Below are 21,883 nucleotides of genomic sequence, written 5' to 3'. Positions count from 1 at the left end.
CCTTCCCCGACAAGGTATTTGTATATGAAACAGGTTCTAGGGATGACTCAGATCGAGACTATTAGACAATTATACCTGATTTGCGTGCCTACTGCCCAAAATTAGACAAAAAAATAAAATACCGCAAAGTCGGTATTTTATCTCAAAGCTGATTTTAAAGAGAATATGCAGCATTTACGATCCATTACTCTTCTGTCCCTCAGCTGTTAGTCCAAGCTTTTTTAGCAGATGAATAGCCTGCTCCTTCTCTTCCATGGACAAGCCATCCACAGTCTCCATAATAACACGATGATGCTGCGGGAATATTTGCTCAAAAAAGTGGCGACCATCATCAGTCAATTCCGCATAAATTACACGCCGATCATCTTGTGACGCACGGCGGGTAAGCAGGTTTTTTTTCTGGAGTTTATCCACCACATACGTAATATTCCCGCTGGAGATCAGTACCTTTTCTCCAATCTTCTGCAAAGGCTGCGGTCCGCGATAATACAAAAGGTCAAGCACACCAAATTCAGTTGTATTTAATCCATGACTATGAATGTCCCGATTCGTGCGAGACGTGACCGAATTATAGGCACGAGCCAGAACAACGAACAAATTAAGCGCTAAGTCCTGATCATCTGGTTTTACAGACATATTAACAGCCTCCGTTACTCATATCTTTATTCAAAGATATCTTAATTGCGTACTTTTGTCAAGTTTAAGCGCTTCCCTTCCTGCTTTTACGGTCTGTATTGAAGGAATTACCATCTATTATGCGAAAGTTGCCGTTCATTATGTAAAAAAGCCTGCCCTCGACCAGTCATTAAATACTGATATCGAGAGCAGGGCGATTATGATTCAATTCTTAATTTCTTACGTAAAAATACGTAGGCAACACGTCCGCATAATACTCCCAGTACATTCAGTATGATGTCATCCACATCCATCGTACCTGCGCCCAGCAGCATTTGGGTTACTTCGAGAATGACCAATGCGGCCACCACCACTAACAGCAGCCTGCCTACCCTTCGCATAGATACCCAAATGATCGGCAAAAGAATACCGAAGGGAATGAACACACCAATATTCCCAAGCAAATTAACACCCCATACCCGAAAAGGGGACGACTGCATGGCCCGCAAGTACTGGCTGATTGTGTCAAATGGAACTATATTATATGAATACGGAGGTCCTGGCTGTAATGTACGACCAAAACCGAAAAACATCCAATATAATAGAAGGCCTGTATATAGTAGCAATAACACAAATGCCATATTATAAAACAGACGGGTACCAGGCATTACTTATTACGGATATCGATCTGTCCGTTAGCTCGTGCGATAATGACTTGGTCCGCCATATTAATGAACAGCCCGTTATCAACTACACCTGGAATCTGATTCAAGCGAATTTCCAGCTCCTGCGGGTTCTCGATCGTACCGTAGCGACAATCGGCAATATAATTACCGTTATCCGTAAGGAAGCGCTCGCCGTCTTTCATACGCCATTCCGCTTTACAGCCTGTCTGCCGCAGTGCCTCCATCGTCCATTCACTGGCAAAAGGTACCACCTCGACCGGTAAAGGAAATGCGCCCAGCACCTTTACATCCTTGGACTCATCCACAATAATGATTAATCGGTCGCTATTGCTTTCCACAATTTTTTCTCTCAGCAGAGCCCCGCCTCCACCTTTCACCAATACCAGCTGCTCATTCACCTCATCCGCACCGTCAATGGTAACATCAAGTCGTCCAATCTGATCAAACGGAATAATGGGAATTCCCAGCTCCCTGGCCTGATCCTCCGAGGCTTGGGAAGTAGCTACAGCCTGTATATGTAATCCTTGTGCCACACGCTCTCCAATTTTTTGGATAGCCCAATAGGCTGTTGAGCCTGTACCAAGTCCTACTTTCATACCGTCCTCAATTGCCTCAACTGCTTTCTCAGCCGCTTTTTGCTTCAAATTCATTATCATCTCTCCCGCTATATAGGCTAGTATTGATCAACCTCTATTTTATATGAGAACGCTTTATAAAGACAGAGACAGCTTTTTACCATAACAAAGACTATTTTCATCATGTTCATACTCCCCAAAACGTTCAATAGGTTCATATCCCTGGTTAGTATAAAAGGCAATCGCTTCAGGTTGAGCCGCTCCAGTCTCTAGTTTAATCCTTACAACTCCCCGCTTCCTAGCTTCCTCTTCCAAAAAAGATAATAAGCTCACTGCAATTCCTTGCCTGCGATAAGAGGAATCGACATAAAATCTTTTAAGCTCCATCTCTTCCGCATCTATAGGCCTAAGCCCTCCGCAAGCAACCGGTTTTTCATCCACATACACAACAGCGAAAACCATACTTTTAACTTTTGGTTTGGAAAAATCAACCAAGTAAATTTGGTCGGCAGGATATCTTTCCAGCAAGTCTTCATCCAGCCTATGAATCAAATTATGCAGATCTGTATGATCACTCTCAACTTTCAAAATCGTGAGCTTGGACACTCTTCTCATTCCTCTTCTCTGTGCATAGATACATGGACTCATTTCGCAAACAATTCACAAAAACCGCGATAAATCAAGCATTTGCGGCTTAAAATATGAAAAATGTCCCAAATTGATAAGTGCAATTGACTCTATTATAAAGTATGATGGTTTCTGTTGAATAGTTGCTTATGGCCTGAAATGAATTCGAATTCCAAGCGAAAGTATAAATTGGTAAATACTGAAATACACACAGCGTTTACCTATTAAAAATTAATTTTTTATTGTGTTTGGTATTCATTTCAAGAGCTTTTCGTACGACATATATATAGGGATATATTACTTGTCCGCAAAAGACTTAAGACCTATTGCAAGAAAATCAATGGTCAATTATCTCTATTTATTAAGTTTGTAAGGGGGACTTGATTATCTCATTCGATAAACGGTTCAATACCATATACAAAAAATACTACCAGGGAGTGGAACATTTTGAAAAAGTGGAGTAGCTTATCATTCTTCACCAAAAACTTATTATTATCCTTCTTCAATATCGTATTGATCGGGCTAGTCCTTATTGTGTCTAGCTATTTGATCCAACGTACGATTTTGATTGACCAATTGCATGGGCAAGTGGAAAAAATCACATTGAAGTGGGCGCAAGGCATTAATTCCGATGAAGTATCCCAAGCGGTTCAAGAAAAAAATTATGATGGACCCATTCAAACCAAGCTCCGTACCTATCTTGATAACATCATGGCGACGAACCCGAATATCTCTCATGCTTATATTTTCGGAACAGAGCTGGAGAATGGCAATCAGACATCCATTGTTGCCATGCCAACAGATCTGAGAGAATCATTTGAAAAAGATAAGATGGGTGTCGGCGCGATGTACGAGCAACCCAATGTCGTGGCTGTAGGTGTAGCTAGCATGCTGGACTCCGGCAAACCTACATTCACCAGCTTCTACGATGACTCTTTTGGTACATGGACGACTTTGATGACTCCGATCAAAGATCCTAGTGGCAAGATCTTTGCTTATTTTGCTGTCGATGCTGATGCTGGTGCAGTACCTGCCGGATTGACCAAGCTGCTCATTAGTGGCGCTACTATTTTGGTAATTTTCCTACTTATCTGCCTGGCGCTTCAATATTGGGTAGTGAAACGCACACTGTCCCCGATTAAGCAACTGATGTACGGTATCAGTGAAGTTAGCAGAGGGAATCTGGATGTGCAAATTCAGGCTGGCCAGGATGATTTGGGGCTCGTGAATCAGAATTTTAACGATATGGTAAGCCATATTAACAGCATTATGACCAAAGTGAAGCAGACAACTGATGAAGTCAATGAATCTGCAAAGGAATTACTCGCAATCTGTGAGCAAAACGGAATTAATTCTAATATTATCAACCAAAACATCGGTGAAATTACAGATAATATCCGCTCACAGGAAAAAGCGACAGGCGATAGTGCACGAGCTATGGCTGAAATGGCAACGGTCATCCAAAATATTGCCACCAGTTCTTCCAATGTGGCGGAAGAAGCCAATTCGGTAGAGAAGCGTTCTAATGAAGGTAACGAGATTGTGAATAAGGTAGCATCCCAAATGCATTTGATTACCGATTCAGTAACGAATACTTCCCGTATCATCAAGTTGCTGGACAGCCGGTCACAGGAAATTGGCAATATCATTAGCACCATTTCAGGTATTTCTAGTCAAACGAACCTGCTTGCCCTAAACGCTTCTATTGAAGCTGCACGTGTCGGCGAAGAAGGTAAAGGCTTTGCTGTTGTGGCCAATGAAGTCCGCAAGCTCGCAGAACAATCTGCGGAGGCAACTAAACAAATTACGTCTCTAATTGAAGAAATTCAAAGTGAAATCGGACAAGCTGTGAATTCAATGGAGCAAGGGAACGTTGAAGTGCAAAATGGTATCGTCGTTGCCGGACAAGCAGGCGAGTTGTTCAATGATATTCTTCAGGCAACTAAAAATCTAGCATGGCAAATTCAAGAAGTATCCAGTGCTACGGAGCAAATATCTGCCGGGACACAGGAAATGACCGCGACAGCAGACGATCTTTCCTCCACCGTAACCAAAACAGCCAATAACAGTGTTCACATTGCGCAAACGGTAGAGGATCAAAAAGCTTCTTTGGATTCTATCATTGAGTCCTCCCATAAGTTGACGACCATGTCTGAAGAGCTTCAAGAAATTACTTCTTATTTCAAAATTGCAGACACAAACCGTACCAAATCATAATAACCATTTATCGATTTCGTACTTATTTCATAAGTAAGTCTTTCAGTAATGCCTCCCTCCTGTTCATCCATTTGAAGGGATCGGAGGCATTTACTAAATTTCCATATCATTTAGATACCCAAACATTCAGGAGGTTAGCGTAATGGCATCATTACTACAAAACAGCACACAGACAACTCCATCCCCATTCCTAGTTCCCTTGGATTTTGCACGTATACAGCGCAAGCATACATCCTCTACTTATCAAGTAGAGTTAGAAGCGTCCATCTCGGAACAACTGAGTCAGCAAACAGCTGCCGAAAACAAACAAGCAGTGCTCTTATCAGCATATACTGCATGGTTATATCGCTTATCCGCAGAGGAAGAGGTTTCTTTTTCTACTTTTGTGCCTCAGTCCGGTCTGCTTACAGCATCATTGACAGTCGAAAAGGAAACGACTTTTCATGAACTGGCAAGTTTATTTCAAGGGATGCTTCTTGAGCCTAATGCATTCCTGGCAGAGCCGCAAGCCGATAGTTCATTTTCGACTACACTACCTACAGACAGCGACGTAGAATCCCGTATTATGGACTGGGCTGTCAATGAGAGCAACGGCACTTATCAAATACAAATACGATATGATCAGTCACTTTTGCTGGAAACAACGGTTGTCCGATATGCAGAATACTTTGTAACCCTTCTACGTGGCGCGCTCAACAACAGCCATGCGCTTGTGAATTCTATTGACATATTATCGGACGCGGATCGCGCTGCTCATGCAGCTTTAAATAATACTGTCGTGAAATATCCTGAGCATCAGACGATTCACGGAATGTTTGAAGAAGCGGCTTCCCAATACCCGGATCGTCCAGCTATCGCCTCCCATACTGGGGAGTATACGTACCGTGAATTGAATGAGCGTGCTAATCAAGTCGCACGTGTCTTGTTATCCAAAGGTCTCACCAAAGGTGAATTCGTGACCATCTTCATGGAACGAAGCTTGGAGACTGTTATTTCCCTACTCGGCATCCTGAAAGCTGGGGGCGTGTACGTTCCTGTTGATCCCGCTCATCCCGCAGATCGGAGCAGCTACATTGTCGAGGACACGCGTTCTCCTTTTGTCTTAACAACTTCTGCACTCACCCAACAAGCGGCGGAGCTATGCGGGTCCATTGAAACGGTAAAAGAAATATTAGCTATTGATGGAGCACTGGCAGGTTATGCAGCAAGCAACCCAAACGTTGATGTAAGTCCTGATGATCTGGCTTATGTCATCTATACTTCCGGTTCTACAGGCAAACCGAAAGGTGCCCTGATCGCTCACCGCGGTGTCGTTAACCTAGGAGCTGTCGTGCAACGCGATTGTGACATTACACCTCAGGATGTATTGACTCAATTCGCCACCTATAGCTTCGATGCTTCGGTGTGGGATACAATTGGTGCCTTGTTTTACGGTGCAAAATTGTACCTACTGTCTTCCGAAGAGCGCGTATCTGTGGAAGAATTCGCTGAAGCCATCGAACGTACGGGCACGACGATTATTACCATTTTGCCAACCGTATTCTTTAATCAGCTATCTACGTACCTGTCAGACGAAGGCTATCGCAAGCTCGCAAATGTTCGAATTGTTACTGTGGCAGGCGAAGCGCTATATGGCTCACAAGTTCGAGCGTTCCAAAGCAAATTTGGTACAGATACAGATATCGTAAATGTATACGGACCAACTGAATGCACCGTAGCGACCACGACTCATCGGGTCCGTGGTGCCGTACCTGAGCATGTCGTTAATATCCCGATCGGCAAGCCGATTTACAATTACAAAGTGTATATCGTTAACGACGATAACAAGCTCTGCCCTGTCAATATTCCAGGCGAAGTATGCATTGCTACGCCTGCGTTGGCCCATGGCTATCTCCATCAGCCAGAGCGTACAGCCCAATCATTCGTGGACAATCCTTTTGTCCCAGGTGAAAAAATGTACCGCTCAGGTGATATTGCCAAGCTGCTGCCAGACGGTACGATTGAATACGTAAGCCGGAAGGATTCGCAGCTTAAAATTCGGGGAAACCGGATTGAAATAGGAGAAATTGAAGACCATTTCTCCAAACATCCAGACGTTCAGGACGTAGCTGTTGTCGCTGTTAAGGATCATACAGATCAGAACATGTTAGTTGGCTATTTCACTACTTCGGACGGACAGTCCATTCCACAGGACGTTATTCAGTCTTATATTGGAGATAAGCTGCCTTCCTATTTTGTACCGACTCATGTCGTTCATCTGGAAGCCATGCCTATTTCTCCAACTGGCAAGATCGATCGTAAAAAGTTGGCTCTGCGCCCACTTCCTGAAGTGTCTGATCTTACATCCGGCGGGGAACCTCTCCGCGAAGGAACTGAAACACTCATTGCCGAAGCATGGACACAAGTGCTTGGTAAACATAACATTGGCGCAACTGATGATTTCTTCCTGATCGGAGGCGATTCGCTCCGTGTCATTCATGTGCTGGCTATTCTGAAGCCGCGTTATGGCGCGCTCCGTATAGGGGACTTTTTCCGTTACAAGACCGTTCGTGAGCTCGCTGAATACGTAGAGCAATTGGGTGCAGAACAAGCGCCGCAGCGCAAGACACGCGCGATTTCTCAAGAAAAAACAGATTTAAATGAACATCCTATTGAGTTGCCTGGTGCTTCAGATTTAGCTGAAATCCGCGACTTGCGCGTGGTTTTGTTGACTGGAGCCACAGGATATCTGGGTTCACACATTTTGTATGACCTGCTTCAACGGACAGAAGCCAAAGTATACGCGATGGTGCGCCCTTCTCAGAGCGGTCCATCCGGCATGGAGCGTATTGAATCCGTATTGACAGGATATTTTGGTCAAGATGTCTCCAGCTTGATGGAAGGACGGGTGAAGGCTGTCTATGGGGATCTAGAGCAAGCTGATCTGGGTCTCTCTTCTGTCGATCGTCATATGCTGGAGCACCAAATCGACGGCATCATTCACAGCGCTGCTGACGTGCGTCATTTTGGTGATTCGGCAGCCTTCGATCGCACGAATGTGACAGGAACATTGGAACTGCTGAGAATCGCCCAAGCCAAACCTGGAGTCTCCTTCCATCATGTCTCCACTATGGGAATACCGGAGGATCTTGCAAACGAAGGAAAATGGGAATCAGCATTGGAGCTCTCTGCCTTCCCAGATGAGCTGAACGTGGACAACCTGTACACGAACAGCAAGCTCGCGGCAGAGAAGCTATTGTTCAAGGCAGCTCAAGCAGGTACGCCTGTCTCGATCTATCGCGCAGGAAATTTGACAGCCCACTCGGCCAACGGTCGCTTCCAGCGTAATATCGACAGCAACGCTTATTATCGTATGATGAAGGCAATGCTGCTGCTGGGCAAAGCGCCACAAGCCGATTGGCATACAGATTTCACACCGATTGATTACGCCAGCCGTGCGATCGTAGAACTGTCTGTCAAGCAAAAAAGTGCGAACCGTATTTTCCATATTTGTAATCCGAACCCATTGCCATATGATGAACTGATCGCAATGGTAAACCAGCTCGGTTACGCAGTAGAAACCCTGCCTTTTGACGATTATAGCGCTTGGCTGCTGAACCCGTCTTCTGGCATTCAGGAAGATGCACTTCACCTTGCTATGGGACAACTCGAAGGCGATGGAGCCAAAGATTCGGCTTACCGATACGGCTGCTCTGTAACTACAGCTCTGCTGGAACAAGCTGGCGTACAGTGTCCGGTGACCAATCTGGAGTTTATTCGCAATATGATCCAGCATGCAGTCGAGATCGGTTACTTCCCGGCCTCATCTTCGGTATCTGCACAAGCAACACAGAGGTAACAAAGTTGTGATATTTCCCCCGCGTGTTTTCGGTATGATAGACTAGATTTTGCTAGTTTCATATTTAGTATAAACCTCTATACTTTCAGAATTTTTTGCATGCGGGGGATGTCATTCAATGAAACACACTTTTTTAAAAAGAACATTGCTAATTATAAGCTTGATAGCTATGCTAGGGATTTTGGTATATGAAGCACGTAACATATATCACACACCTATAGTCAAAGGAACTCATCGTACACGCACTGCTAATGCAGATCGACTGGTACGCCATTTATTCTCACTCACGCCTACGCCAGATAAGGTATATTACCAAAACAAAGTAATTGTCCTGATGTATCATGAGGTAACCAAGACTCCACCTGATCCCGGTGCTCTCAAGCTTAGTAATTTAACGAGACAATTGGACGAAATGAAAGCAAATGGCTTCCAATGGATCACAATGAAAGAGTATACTGATTTCATTTTACATAAAGCCAAAGTTCCGGATAATGCGGTTCTTATGACATTCGACGATGGTTATGAATCCTTTTACACGGACACTTTCCCCGTGTTGAAGAAATATCATGTTCCAGCCACCAATTTTCTCATTACATCTACAATCAGCAACCCTAAACATATTGGTATACCAAAGCTGACATGGGATCAAATTCATCAGATGCATGCAGAGGGCATTGATTTTTACAATCATACCAATGACCAGCATGCGTATGGATACTCAAATACAAAGCGCACCAAACAAAAGCCGCTTTTGATGGGTCCGGTGTATTCGAAAAAGCTGGGGCGAATGGAAACCGAGGAAGAGTTCAAACAACGGGTTTATTCCGATTTGGACATGGCTGATAAGAAGCTGTTCAAACATTTACACAATGATCAGAATGTACTGGCCTTCCCTTATGGTGGATATACCAAGGAGACGCTGGAAATCTGCCGCTCCTTGGGAATTGACGTTACGTTCACGGTGAAACGTGGAATTAACTCGCCAGGTCAAACAAACGGCTACCGCGTCAATGCAGGAGGAATACACAATATTCCGGAAGTATTGGTGCAATATATGAAAGAAGGGGCTCCCACTCGCCCACTTCCTTTTGCCCAAGGTCCCAATGAGGCATCTTGAATACCATTGTTGATTTAAAAATAAAAGGAACCTTTACAATCATTTTATGTCAGGATTGTAAAGGTTCCTTTGTTGTATGAATTCGAGTTCAGGGCCAGATGCGAATTAGTGCAATAACAGCCAAATGTACCGGATAAAAGCTGCGCCACAACCAACGCGGCACCCGACCATCAAATCCACTTTCCCCTGTGGCAAAGCATACGATTAGAATGCTCGACAACAGACTAAAGTGCTGGATATTCGCATGGTGTACCATATCATACACAACATTCAAAACAAAATGAGCAGCAATTATCATATATGAACGGGTGTATTGATAAATGAGAACAAGCAGCAGACCATAGGCTCCGTAATCCATCTGGCTGAGCTCCATGAACAGAGCTGTGAGGCCGTACAGAGCCGACACAGACACCCAATGCTTCATGCGAGATGCAGCAGCCAGCGCAAGCAACGACACCAGTAGCGTCCAGATCACATTGGGTCTGTACACATCAAATGCCAGCATATAGGGCACCTGGGAGATCAGGGCCAGCCCAAGCAGTCGAAGCATGTAGCTCCGGATATTTCGGGTACGGGTATATCCCAGATAGAGCGCGTACGCGTAGATGGGAAAAGCAAGCCTGCCGGCAATTCTCCAAGCCGGATCTGTCGGAAAAAACACGAGTCCGACATGGTCAATCAGCATCGTCAGCATGGCCAACCAGTACATATAAGGCCCCCTTATTCATGTTTTACGTCTTTTCTTCCGTCAAGCTCAGAATGGCATTCATGATATCTGTTTTCGTAACCCGTCCGATTAACCCCTTAATTGGAACCGCGGAGGTACATTGCTCGTCCAAAACAGGAAGACAATTCACCTGATGTCGAATCAGTTTCGAAATTGCTTCCAGTAAAGAATCCCCTGGAGCAAGCGTCGTCATTTGGGCCCGGCGAGTCATGGCCATGGTCACCGGCACAGTGTGAAGATCGGTATGTCCCAGCATAACCTTCAGCAGATCCTTACGGGTAACAATTCCGATGAGCTCCTGCTCCTCCCCTGTGACCATCAGCGTGCCTGTATTTTGCTGAAACAGCATCAACACCGCATCATAGGCGGTAGCATCACCTGAAATCAAAATCGGATCACTAAGGATATCTGCCACAGTCAGCTTTTTGAGCATACCGCCAATATGGCTATCATATTTTGGATAACGCCCTGGCAAATAGCCTACCTTCGGTTTGGCATCTACTAGCCCTAGCATAACGAGCAAAGCAAGGTCAGAACGCAAAGTCGGCCGCGATAGCCCCAGTTCTTCAGCAATTTTATCCCCTGTAACAGGCGCCAGACGCTGGACAATATCTACAATTTCCCGCTGTCTTTCTGACAGTTGAATAATGATTACCTCCTTATAAAATGGGGTAGTATACATTATAGCTGATCACAACTCGGTTAATTTCAGCATGTTTCGACAATTCATCAAATTTTAATCAAAGACCGCTTGTTTTCAAATTTAAAATGTGTCACAATTAAAAATGTAATACATACTAATTATAAGTTTAACGTGTGCAATATGCTACATTTAAATAAGCTAATGTACACCATATGATATGTATTATGTACTATATAAACCTGAGGAGGAAAATCAAATGAAATTTTTCTTGGATACTGGTAACATTGAGGAAATCAAACGTATTGAACGTTTGGGTCTAGTTGATGGTGTAACAACGAACCCTTCCCTGATCGCTAAGGAAGGCCGAGTGTTCAAGGAAGTCATTCAGGAGATTTGCAGTATCGTTGAAGGTCCCGTAAGCGCCGAGGTGATTGGTCTTAAGGCTGAAGATATGCTCACAGAAGCTTATGACATCGCAAAGTGGGCACCTAACGTGGTGATCAAGCTTCCTATGACCGAGGATGGTTTGTACGCTTGTAACGAGCTGACCAAGAACGGAATCAAAACGAATGTAACACTGATTTTCTCCGCAGCTCAAGGTTTGATGGCCGCCAAAGCTGGTGCTACTTTTATCAGCCCGTTCGTAGGACGTCTGGATGATATTGCTGTAGACGGTATGAAGCTGATTCGTGATCTGAGACAAATTTTGGACATTCATGGTCTGAAATCCGAAATCATCGCCGCCTCCATCCGCAACATTAAGCATGTAGAAGATGCTGCTCTGTCTGGGGCACATATCGCGACCATTCCAGGTTCCCTGCTTCCTTCGCTGTGGAAACACCCACTGACAGACAGTGGTATCGAACGCTTTCTTAAGGATTGGGAAACCGTACCTAAAGCTTAATTCGCCAGTCATGGCAAACTATATGTTAAAACCCGAACAGCCCGTTTTTTGCGGGCTGTTTTTTTGCTCTTTTTCCCGCTTAGACAAGTAAAAGTAAAGTGGAAAAGGAGCGTATGTTTACAAAACACTGCACAACTTCTTTTGACAAAATAACTTGTCGTCCATATAATTGTTATAACAACTAATTAATTTCGAAGTATCCTATACGGAAAATTAGAAAGGAGTGTCATATGAACAATTTACCTCCCGATTGCTCTATTGGGATGTTGCTTGGGATCACCCATCGCAAAATGAGTCAACAGCTCTCGCATCGGCTTAAACCTCATGATATTTCCCCGGAACAATGGTCGGTTTTGTACCAAATCTATCAGGCCGAGGGTTTAAATCAGAAAGAAATTGCAGCTAAGGCTGTAAAGGACCAGCCCACCACGACTCGTATTATTGATTTGTTGGACAAGAAGGGCTGGGTGCAGCGTGTGAACAGCCCACAGGATCGCCGGGCTTATTTGCTTCATTTGACTGAAGCAGGCCGACAGCTTGTGAAGGAGACTCTCCCCGTCGAACGAGATGCCAACCACGATTTTGTAAAAGGAATTTCCTCTGCAGATCTGAAGCAATTCCGCCAAACGCTTTTACAAATTCATACCAACATGACTGAATCAGAAAAACAAGGAGAGAACGATTAATATGCAACAAGGCAAGCAACCTCTTTGGACCAAGGAATTTATCGTTCTTACGGTTTCCAACTTATTTTTGTTTCTGGAACTACAGATGATTGTATCTTCCATTCCTTCCTATGTAAAAAATGCATTCCATGCTTCTCCCGTTCAGGTCAGCCTCGTTACGACTTTGTTTGCACTAAGCGCAATTGTAGCAAGGCTTTTTTCGGCACGCATGCTGGAAAAAGGACATCGTAGCGCCCTGATCTTCGTTGGACTGCTGCTTGCATTAGCAGGAACGTTGGGATACAGTGTTTCACCGACGATTGCGGTACTTCTGCTCATGCGCATGTTGTTCGGGATTGGCTTTGGGATGAGCAGCACCGCCTTTCCAACCATGGTCACTGACGTCATCCCTCCTAAACGTCTCGGTGAAGGAATGGGATTTTTTAGTCTGTCCACTAGTTTAGCGATGTCAATTGGACCAACCATCGGCATTTCGATGCTGCAATATGGAAGTTTTAACCTGCTTGCTTATTCGACATCCGCTGTTATTGTTGTCATTTTCCCTCTGGCTTACTGGCTCATTCGCACACTGCCTAAAGGGCACATCGAACCACCTATGGTCCCTCTGGAAGAAGGGCGCAAACCGGCATTTAACCGTAAATTATGGATCCCCGCCTTGTTGAACATGTTGATGTCTATCACATATGGCGGGTTGCTCGGTTTTATGGCGCTTTATGGGGATGAAGCTAATCTTGCCCATCCGGCTTACTTTTTCCTGTTTAATGCGGTATCTGTATTGATCGTACGTCCCTTCTCGGGCCGTATATATGATAAAAAAGGGGCGAAGGCACTACTCATCCCCGGTTCCCTGTTTCTCATCGGCGGTCTGATCCTGCTTTCCTACGCACACAGCGATGTCTTTATGTACCTGTCTGCTCTTTGCTACGGTATCGGTTTTGGCGTAATGCAGCCAACCTTGCAAACCTGGATGATTCAGGTCGTATCACCTAAACAGAGGGGTATGGCAAACGGTATGTTTCTCAACTCTCTCGATTTTGGAGTCGCAGCTGGAGCGCTTATACTTGGCGTAATCGCCAGAGCAAGTGATTATGCGTGGATGTACCGTCTTTCGTCACTGTTTATTGTTCTGTTCTTACTGATCTATATCATTCAGATTATCGCAAGCCGCAAGCCTAAAACAAATGTCCCTCTGGAGGGATAAGACCATTCTCTAAAATGAGTATCCATCCATACTTGCTCAAATAGCAAAAGCACCTGTTTCCATGGCTTTAATCATGGATAGCAGGTGCTTTTTTAATTGCAAATCATTTATATTTCGCAGGAGTTTTGTGTCTTAGCTTAGAGGAAAGAGGCTTTTCTCGTGATGCGTATGTTATTCCCTCACTCTTTTGCTTACGATCACTGGATTTGTCTCCTGCGGGTTCATCCTGCTCTGGCTTGACCGCAAACAGCATCAGCAGAGCTGCAATCCCCCCCACTGCAGCCATGACGCCAAAGAGCAATCCATGTCCACTGCTACCAATCAGCAAGGATACAACCGGAGGCCCTAGCGAGACACCGACAAAGCGCATGCTACTATACAAGGAGGTGATGGTTCCGCGTTCCTCTTTTTCTATTCCCTTGGTAATCAGGGCATCCAAACAAGGGAGTGCAAGCCCAATTCCGCCGCCCCCTAACGTAAACAAGCCGATTACGATATAAATGTGTTGGAAAAATCCGAGAATAGCAAAGCTGATCGTCAATATAGCCAAACCGCCAAAGCCGATCCACTTCATACGCTTTTTGTGCTTCCCAATAATCTTTCCACCCAAGTAAGAGCAGAGGCAGAGGGAAATAAGCGGTATGGCCAGCACAAAGCCCTTCCAGACTCCCTGAAGTTTGTAACGGCTTTCCAATATGTCGGACAGGTAAAATAAGACGCCAAAAATGACAAACATACAAATACCGCCCATAGCAAAAATAGCATAGAGCCAGCGTCCTTTTTCAGTAAGCACCTGCTTCACATTCCCCACAAATTCTCGAAACATAATCGGTTGGTTCTTACGCTTGGGGACATGGATCAGCCAAATTACCAAAATAAGCGAAATCAGACAGAGGCCCGGAATCACTGCCAATGGCAAAAACCACAGTACAGCTCCCAATGCAGCACCGAGGATCGGGCTTAATACTTTACCGAATGTGTTGTAGGTCTCGACTACCCCCAGGTTTTTACTGGCTTCATCCTCATTCTCATACAGATCGCCCACAAGCGGAATGACGATAGGAAACGCCCCTGCTGCTCCCGCACCTTGAAGTAGACGACCTGCAATAATGGTCCAGTATGCTGCCAAGTCATGAAGCAGCCAGGCTCCTGCCGCAGAAATCCCCCCGCCGATCACAGTCAGGATCAGACAGGGAACAATTACCGCTTTTCGGCCGAATCGGTCGGATAGATAGCCCGCAATCGGTATCAGTAAAATGGCCACCACCGCATACACTGTAATCAACATGCTAACCCGAAAAGAGCTTACATGCAGCTTACGTCCGATTTCCGGTAAAACAGGAATCAGCATGGAGTTACCCAGCGTCATCATCAGCGGGATGGAACCTAATGCAACCAGATTCCCTTTATTTTGTTGCATCCCGTTACCACCTTTGCAAAAGTAATAACACAGCTGTTCAGATTTACTCAACAGGTGTTATTGTGTTTACATTGGTGGGAATTTATACGGCTATACTTTAAAACCACCGACCCTTGCATTCAGCAATTGCGACATATCCGCCAAGGTGTGAATGGATGAAGCAATCTCCTCCATGGAGGCCAGTTGCTCCTCAGCCGCAGCACTGACGCTTTGAGTTCCTCCTGCCGTCTGCTCTGCTACTTCACGTATGCGTTCCGCCGCCTTCACCATCCGCTCTGATCCATCGGACATTTGTTCTACAGACCGGTTTACACTGTGAATCTGCTCGCTGACCTGTTGAATGGAACTTCCAATCTGACGAAATGCAGTTTCAGCGGATTGCATGACCTTTACCCCAGATTGCACTTCAACCGTTCCAGACTGCATGGTTGAAGCGACATGCCCAACATGCTCCTGAATATTTTGCACAAACTGTGTGATCTCTGCTGCTGAAACGGATACCTGCTCGGACAACCTTCTTACCTCAGAGGCCACAACAGCAAATCCTTTACCCTGTTCTCCGGCTCTTGCCGCTTCAATGGACGCGTTAAGCGCCAGCATTCCAGTCTGTTTGGCAAATCCGGTAATCACAGATCCAATCATGCCAATCTGCTCCGCCTGTTCACTAAGTGAACGCACAGCACGTGCAGAGCTGTCTACACTTTCGCTTACCTTTTCCATCTGGCGCATAGCCTGACCTATCGATTGTTCCCCTGCTTCTGCATCTTTAGCAGCCGTATCAGACAATTCATATACCTGCTCGCTTGTGGCAGCAATCTGTTCCAACTCGTAGGCAAGTTCTTTCATGGTATCTGTAGTTTGTGTAATATCATCGACCTGATGCTCCATACCCGTCGCAAGCTCTTCCATTACACCGGAAGTGTGACGATTGGCCTGATTCATTTCCTCAGTACTGACGTTAACACGCTCTGCGGTTACAGTTAATGTACGAGCCGTATCCTGAGCATCCACTATAATGGTACGGAACCCTTCAATGAGCTTGTTGTAGGAACTCGCAATCATACCGATTTCGTCTTTAGACGTAATATCCAGTCTACTACGCAAATCTCCCCCACCTTGAGACATTTGCAACAACTGTTCATTCATATGGTGTAATGGACGAATAGAACGAATCAGAATGATGGATTGAGCAATACTGTAAATAATAACTAAAAGCCCTACAACGCTCGTAATCAGAGTTGTATTCGTCATCGTTTGATGCGCCTGCTGTATTTTCACCGTTACCATTTCTTCTTGCGCTTTGACGAATGCTACTACCTTGGTATCCAGTTGCTTGCGCAAAACCCGTTCGTTTTCAAAATCATCAAGCAATTCAGAAAATGGCGGAAAAGCATCATCTTTTGTACTCTTATACCCCGCTGTAGTCAGTAGACTATGAACTTGATTCATATAGGAATTAACTCCTGTTTTGAGCTCAGTCATCTTTTTCTTTGTATCCTCATTGCCTGTATTGAGCAAAGCTTCTGTCTCTTGTAGCAACTTTGCAATTTCACTCTGCTTGTTTCCAATCTCGTTCCCATACTGTTCATCACGAGTCAACAAATATCCTCGCTCATCATTCGATATCCCATTTAACAAAAATTGCAGAGACTTGGAGTTATACGAAATCGTCTCTTCACGATTCATAATATCTTTGTACTCGTTCTCACTATGTACACTTAAAATGTAATTGGTCAGCAGCATGGCAGCAATCACACTTGGGATCAGTATCGCGCTGAGAATCATTTTGGCCTTAATTGTTAAGTTCATGAAGTGGTCCCCCAGTTGTTTTAAATATAATGTTCAACTTACTATATATCGTTTTATTGGCCTGTTATTTTAAATGAAAGCGAAAAAGTGTATAGATTTTTATATAATTTTGTGTCTGTTTAGTGAACATATATATGTTTTTTAATATCAAAAAACAAAAAAATTCAAATTAGGGGAAAAGATAAGAACTATTATCCGTTTGTATTTGTCAGATTCGGATGGTCAAAAATGATATACTAAGTCATGGTATGCTATAAGCCTCAAGGAGGATCTACATGAAAAGTCTGGAGCTTAAACCACTTATTCACGTGCTTGATGAGTTGGAAACCCGTAGCTGTCTTATTGAGCAGCAGGGTCATATGATCATGGATTATTACCGTGAGCCTCAATTTGCCAACGAACTTTATAAAATAAATTCCTGTACTAAAAGCGTGCTTTCCGCATTAGTTAGTATTGCTATGGATCAACGACGGATACCCAACCCGAAGACGCCGATCCTCGAATTTTTCCCACAACTGGCCAAAGACAGTGACCCTCGAAAGCGTGATATTACGATTGAACACCTGCTGACAATGTCTGCTGGCTTTAACTGGACAGAATTTGGAGGACAAAATTCTTTCCCTACCATGAGCAAAACATCCGATTGGGTGCAGTTTGTGCTTTCACAGCCATTATCGGATATACCAGGTACACGAATGGAGTACAGCTCTGGCTGTTCTCAACTGTTGGCGACCTTGCTGCGTTCTGCCTCTGGACAAACAGTCGCTGAATTTGCCGAGGAGCAATTATTCCAACCACTTGGTATCCATAGCTATCATTGGGAAACCGATCCACAAGGCACTCATACCGGAGGCTTTGGTCTGCATCTCAGGCCGCTGGACATGCTCAAATTCGGGCGACTTTATCTGAATAAAGGAAGCTGGGAAGGACGGCAGATTATCCAGACAGAGACTGTCCGATATTCGACTCGTCCATTCCTTCCAGCCTCCAAACCACAAAAAGCATATTATGGCTGTCACTGGTGGGCTTCTTCCTTCTCAGATGAGAGAGAGGCAGGAACGGCAACGGACTATTATTACGCACTCGGTTTTGGTGGGCAATATATTATTGTCGTCCCGTCTTATGACTTGGTAGTTGTCCTCACGGCTGATAAGTTTAAGAAGAAACGGAATCCTGTGGATATTTTCCGGCAGCACCTTGTACCACTACTACTTCAAGAGAATGCATAGGGAATAGCATTAAGCAAGGTTGAAAACATTTTCTATCAGATGCAACATCAAAAAGAGCCTGCCTGGTTTGTATCAGGCAAGCCCTTTTTATTCGCAATATAATCGCTACATTATTAAACTATCCATCCACGGATGAACTCCTGACCTATCCCAAGTGAATAGTGAGCACTTGCTGTCCGCTGGAGGCTGGTGTAATAATTACTCCCTGTTCTCCCGCCAGACTACTGCCTTCTTCCACTTGAACAGCCTCGTGGATACCGCGTAATACTAACGACCACGGTTTAGCAGCACCTTCAGCCTTCACTGTGATGACTGAATCCTTGCGGCTGGCAGTAACCGTGAGCTCTTCATCGCCTGACGTATTCACGATAACCGTGCGAGCCTGTTGCCCTTCACCTAGCTCAAACAAGTGCAGCGCCACTTGATCTGCATAATCATAATCCGGACGACGATCCTCATGACCGATGGCCAGCAATGTGTTTGGCTTCACGAGCACAGGCAAGGTTGTAAAATCATGTTGCTCGTTAACCCAGCGACCGCCAGATACAGTTTCATTGGTTAGCAAATTCGTCCATTGACCCTCTGGTACATAATACTGTACATTGCCTTCTTTATTAAAGATCGGGGCTACTAATATGGAATCCCCCAGCATGTATTGTAGATCCAGCGTTGCACAGGTAGGGTCCTGTGGGAACTCCAGTACCATAGCCCGCATCATCGGCAGTCCCTTCACCGAAGATTCCACAGCAGAAGCATACAGGTGTGGCATCAGCGAGCATTTGAGCTTGGTAAAGCTGCGCACTACGTCGACAGACTCTTCGTCAAACAGCCAAGGAACACGGTACGACACATTTCCGTGTAGACGGCTATGAGAGGATAACAGGCCAAATTGTACCCATCGTTTGTATAAGTCCGGCGCAGCCGTAAGTTCAAAGCCGCTAATATCATGGCTCCAAAAGCCAAAACCACTCAAGCCAAGCGACAATCCGCCCCGCAAGGATTCTGCCATCGACTCATATGTGGACGAGCAGTCTCCGCCCCAGTGTACTGGGAACTGTTGTCCCCCGGCTGTAGCAGAACGTGCAAATAATGCAGCTTCATTTTTACCCAGCTTTTCCTCCAGCACCTCAAACACAGCTTTGTTGTACAAATGCGTATAGTAGTTATGCATTTTCATTGGATTAGAGCCATCATAATAAACTACATCTGTTGGAATACGCTCACCAAAGTCGGTTTTGAAGCAATCCACGCCTTGATCAATCAGCACCTTCAGCTTATCCTGGTACCATGCGACAGCAGCTGGATTCGTGAAGTCAACCAATCCCATTCCTGCCTGCCACATGTCCCATTGCCATACGCTGCCATCGGCTGTTTTGACCAGGTAGCCATTTTCCATGCCTTCATCAAACAAAATGGATTTTTCTGCAATATACGGATTAATCCATGCGCAAATTTTGAGACCCTTAGCCTTCAATCTTTGCAGCATGCCTTCCGGATCTGGGAACATATCTTGATCCCACTGGAAATCACACCATTGGTATTCCTTCATCCAGAAGCAGTCAAAATGGAATACCGAGAGCGGCAGATCCCGCTCAGCCATTCCGTCCACAAAATGGTTTACGGTCGCTTCATCATAATCCGTTGTGAACGAAGTGGTCAGCCACAAACCAAAGGTCCAGGCTGGTGGCAATGCGGGCTTACCTGTCAGCTTGGTGTAATTGTCCAGCACCTCTTTAGGATTAGCTCCACCAATAATAAAATACTCTAGCGATTCGCCGGCAACGCTAAACTGTACCTTTGAAACATTTTCCGAGGCAATCTCATAGGATACCTTTTCTGGATGATTGACGAATACACCGTACCCTTTGTTGGATAAATAAAATGGAATGTTTTTGTATGCCTGTTCACTGCTAGTTCCGCCATCTTCATTCCAGATATCAACCACCTGACCATTTTTCACAAACGGAGTGAACCGTTCACCAAGACCGTATACGTACTCCCCCATGCCCAGCTCCAGCTGCTCCCGAAAAAAAGGCTGGTTTTGCGGGTCTGTAATATAGCCGGGTCCCCGATGTCCACTACCTGTGACTTTACGATCCTGGACATAAAAGCCTACGTCCCAGCTCTTTCCACGACCGACTCGCACACTCAGATCGCCGCTTTTCAGCACCGCTACGTCCTCACCCACTGTAATGTCTACTTCTGTTGGCAAGGTGTGAATTTCAAAATCCGGTCCATGATGCACCCGTCCTTTGTGATGGTTCAGACGCACGCGAATAACATTCGGCATAGGAGAGCTGTAGGTCGCTTTCAGTAACGCTCCATTCAGCGTATCCCCTTTGTGCTCGATCCGGTGGGTTGCTGCATATACCGTCATGGAAGCATCGTCCGTCACAATATCACGGATGTCAGCAGGATTTTGTATTTCATAGCCCTTACGAACCAACCAATAGCCATCAGTAAATTTCATCTGTCTCTTCCTCCATCTCAACTTTTATATTCCTTGATTTCAAATCGCTTATTGGATTTTTTCGAAATCCTTAATATAATAATATTGATTTATGGAAGGGTTTACTTCTTTTATTTTGACGTTTAGTATCAATATTTTGATGTTTTTTATATAAATCAATTTGCGGAAGGGAATCATTGAAATGCAGAGGGAAATGTTACGAGAAAACCGTATTCACGGAAATCCTATGTATCCGGTCAGCGTATATCCGAGCGTAGAGCAGTTGAACGGAAATAGTATATTGGAGTCCCATTGGCATGAAGAAATGGAGTTCATCGTCGTGGAACAGGGGAGCGCTGTATTTCAGACGGATATGGTCTATACAGAGGTTAGCGAGGGCGAAGCCCTTTTTGTAAACAGCGGCGAGCTGCATGCCGGTTATTTACAAAAAAGCCCTCGCTGTGTGTTCTCCGCGGTGGTGTTTCACCCCGACATGCTACACAGCCGCACACAAGACACAGTTCAGACGCAGTTTATTGAACCGTTTATCAATAAAAAGCTCGTCCCTCCCCCTCATATTCGCGGTGTGCAGCCTTGGGAGCAGGAGCTATTGACTGCGTTGAAACGTATTATCGTTAGTCATGAACAGAATGCGCCTGCCCGTGAGCTGTTCACCAAAGCACAACTTTATAGCATAATCGCCTGCCTGTTCCCGCATATGACTCCGGCTAACGGAGAAGACGTAATTATGGCGAGTCAACGCAACAAGGTCGAACGGATCAAAAAAGCACTGGCGTACATCAACAGTCATGCACATGAGCCCATTCGTTTGCGAGAGATCTCAGATGAGGTTGGGATGAGTGAGGGACATTTCTGTCGTTTCTTCAAGCAGATGGTGCAGAAGAGCCCGGTTGAATATATCAATTATCAGCGGATTCAGAAGGCTTGCAGGTTGCTGGAGCAAAGTGACCGCAAAGTAGTTGATATTGCACTGGAGGTGGGATTTGAAAATCTAAGCTATTTTATTGCAACCTTTAAAAAATGGAACGGCCTGACTCCTTCACTATACCGCAAGCAGCACGAAGCAGATCAGGCGCTTGCTGTCCCTTCTATAACAGACTAAAATGCATGATTTTGATT

General features: G+C 45.0%; 17 protein-coding genes. 8 read left to right on the top strand and 9 right to left on the bottom strand.

From position 1 onward, the window contains the following. Window positions 1-174: 174 nt before the first annotated feature. The 4 genes from ABEW32_RS21210 to ABEW32_RS21195 all read right to left on the bottom strand — a co-directional run bounded on the left by ABEW32_RS21210 (window position 175) and on the right by ABEW32_RS21195 (window position 2,482). The gene (locus ABEW32_RS21210; protein WP_430191507.1) at window positions 175-636 is read right to left on the bottom strand and encodes a MarR family winged helix-turn-helix transcriptional regulator; all 462 of its coding nucleotides are present in this window, start codon (window positions 634-636) and stop codon (window positions 175-177) included. A gap of 197 nt (window positions 637-833) precedes the next feature. Continuing rightward, complete coding sequence (locus ABEW32_RS21205) at window positions 834-1,283, bottom strand: VanZ family protein (protein ID WP_430191505.1); 450 nt, start codon at window positions 1,281-1,283, stop codon at window positions 834-836. Continuing rightward, window positions 1,283-1,951, bottom strand: a complete 669-nt coding sequence (gene rpiA / locus ABEW32_RS21200) for a ribose-5-phosphate isomerase RpiA (RefSeq protein WP_430191503.1) — start codon at window positions 1,949-1,951, stop codon at window positions 1,283-1,285. The genes ABEW32_RS21205 and rpiA overlap by 1 nt, the downstream gene beginning before the upstream one ends. A 60-nt stretch (window positions 1,952-2,011) precedes the next feature. Further along, on the bottom strand, window positions 2,012-2,482 hold the full coding sequence (locus ABEW32_RS21195; RefSeq protein ID WP_430191501.1) for a GNAT family N-acetyltransferase: 471 nt from the start codon (window positions 2,480-2,482) through the stop codon (window positions 2,012-2,014). A 468-nt stretch (window positions 2,483-2,950) separates the two neighbouring features. On the opposite strand from ABEW32_RS21195, the gene ABEW32_RS21190 reads away from it, so the two are divergent. The 3 genes from ABEW32_RS21190 to ABEW32_RS21180 all read left to right on the top strand — a co-directional run bounded on the left by ABEW32_RS21190 (window position 2,951) and on the right by ABEW32_RS21180 (window position 9,675). Continuing rightward, window positions 2,951-4,720, top strand: a complete 1,770-nt coding sequence (locus ABEW32_RS21190; RefSeq protein WP_430191499.1) for a methyl-accepting chemotaxis protein — start codon at window positions 2,951-2,953, stop codon at window positions 4,718-4,720. 142 nt (window positions 4,721-4,862) lie between these two features. Then, complete coding sequence (locus ABEW32_RS21185) at window positions 4,863-8,558, top strand: non-ribosomal peptide synthetase family protein (RefSeq protein ID WP_430191497.1); 3,696 nt, start codon at window positions 4,863-4,865, stop codon at window positions 8,556-8,558. Between the two features lie 118 nt (window positions 8,559-8,676). Continuing rightward, on the top strand, window positions 8,677-9,675 hold the full coding sequence (locus ABEW32_RS21180) for a polysaccharide deacetylase family protein (RefSeq protein WP_430191495.1): 999 nt from the start codon (window positions 8,677-8,679) through the stop codon (window positions 9,673-9,675). 88 nt (window positions 9,676-9,763) lie between these two features. On the opposite strand, the gene ABEW32_RS21175 is transcribed toward ABEW32_RS21180, so the two are convergent. Both ABEW32_RS21175 and ABEW32_RS21170 read right to left on the bottom strand, forming a co-directional pair. Further along, on the bottom strand, window positions 9,764-10,384 hold the full coding sequence (locus ABEW32_RS21175; RefSeq protein WP_430191493.1) for a TraX family protein: 621 nt from the start codon (window positions 10,382-10,384) through the stop codon (window positions 9,764-9,766). Window positions 10,385-10,406: 22 nt separating this feature from the next. Next, window positions 10,407-11,084: a CBS domain-containing protein gene (locus tag ABEW32_RS21170; RefSeq protein ID WP_430191491.1), complete on the bottom strand. Its 678-nt coding sequence runs from the start codon at window positions 11,082-11,084 to the stop codon at window positions 10,407-10,409. Window positions 11,085-11,301: 217 nt separating this feature from the next. Between ABEW32_RS21170 and fsa the strand changes: the two genes are divergently transcribed. The 3 genes from fsa (at window position 11,302) to ABEW32_RS21155 (ending at window position 13,836) form a co-directional block, all read left to right on the top strand. Beyond that, the gene (gene fsa / locus ABEW32_RS21165) at window positions 11,302-11,949 is read left to right on the top strand and encodes a fructose-6-phosphate aldolase (RefSeq protein ID WP_040101606.1); all 648 of its coding nucleotides are present in this window, start codon (window positions 11,302-11,304) and stop codon (window positions 11,947-11,949) included. Between the two features lie 230 nt (window positions 11,950-12,179). Next, the gene (locus tag ABEW32_RS21160) at window positions 12,180-12,635 is read left to right on the top strand and encodes a MarR family winged helix-turn-helix transcriptional regulator (RefSeq protein ID WP_430191489.1); all 456 of its coding nucleotides are present in this window, start codon (window positions 12,180-12,182) and stop codon (window positions 12,633-12,635) included. Window position 12,636: 1 nt separating this feature from the next. Further along, a complete protein-coding gene (locus tag ABEW32_RS21155) occupies window positions 12,637-13,836 on the top strand; it encodes an MFS transporter (protein WP_430191487.1) in 1,200 nt (399 codons plus the stop codon). A 103-nt stretch (window positions 13,837-13,939) separates the two neighbouring features. On the opposite strand, the gene ABEW32_RS21150 is transcribed toward ABEW32_RS21155, so the two are convergent. Further along, the gene (locus ABEW32_RS21150; protein ID WP_430191485.1) at window positions 13,940-15,256 is read right to left on the bottom strand and encodes an MFS transporter; all 1,317 of its coding nucleotides are present in this window, start codon (window positions 15,254-15,256) and stop codon (window positions 13,940-13,942) included. Window positions 15,257-15,346: 90 nt separating this feature from the next. Continuing rightward, window positions 15,347-17,065 (bottom strand): methyl-accepting chemotaxis protein, encoded by a 1,719-nt coding sequence (locus ABEW32_RS21145; protein WP_430191483.1) that lies wholly within the window; start codon window positions 17,063-17,065, stop codon window positions 15,347-15,349. 275 nt (window positions 17,066-17,340) lie between these two features. Here ABEW32_RS21145 and ABEW32_RS21140 point away from each other — a divergent pair, with 275 nt between their 5' ends. After that, window positions 17,341-18,294: a serine hydrolase domain-containing protein gene (locus tag ABEW32_RS21140; protein ID WP_430191481.1), complete on the top strand. Its 954-nt coding sequence runs from the start codon at window positions 17,341-17,343 to the stop codon at window positions 18,292-18,294. A 145-nt stretch (window positions 18,295-18,439) separates the two neighbouring features. Here the strand turns inward: ABEW32_RS21140 and yicI are convergent, their stop codons facing one another. Continuing rightward, window positions 18,440-20,764, bottom strand: a complete 2,325-nt coding sequence (yicI, locus tag ABEW32_RS21135; RefSeq protein WP_430191479.1) for an alpha-xylosidase — start codon at window positions 20,762-20,764, stop codon at window positions 18,440-18,442. Between the two features lie 181 nt (window positions 20,765-20,945). On the opposite strand from yicI, the gene ABEW32_RS21130 reads away from it, so the two are divergent. Continuing rightward, entirely contained in the window at window positions 20,946-21,866 is a 921-nt protein-coding gene (locus tag ABEW32_RS21130; RefSeq protein ID WP_430191477.1) for an AraC family transcriptional regulator, read from the top strand. Window positions 21,867-21,883 lie beyond the last annotated feature (17 nt).

This window comes from Paenibacillus jamilae, from assembly GCF_050482105.1.
Taxonomy (GTDB): domain Bacteria; phylum Bacillota; class Bacilli; order Paenibacillales; family Paenibacillaceae; genus Paenibacillus; species Paenibacillus jamilae_B.
The sequence above is the reverse complement of the archived record's forward strand: the minus strand, read 5'-3'. Positions and strand labels throughout refer to the sequence as shown.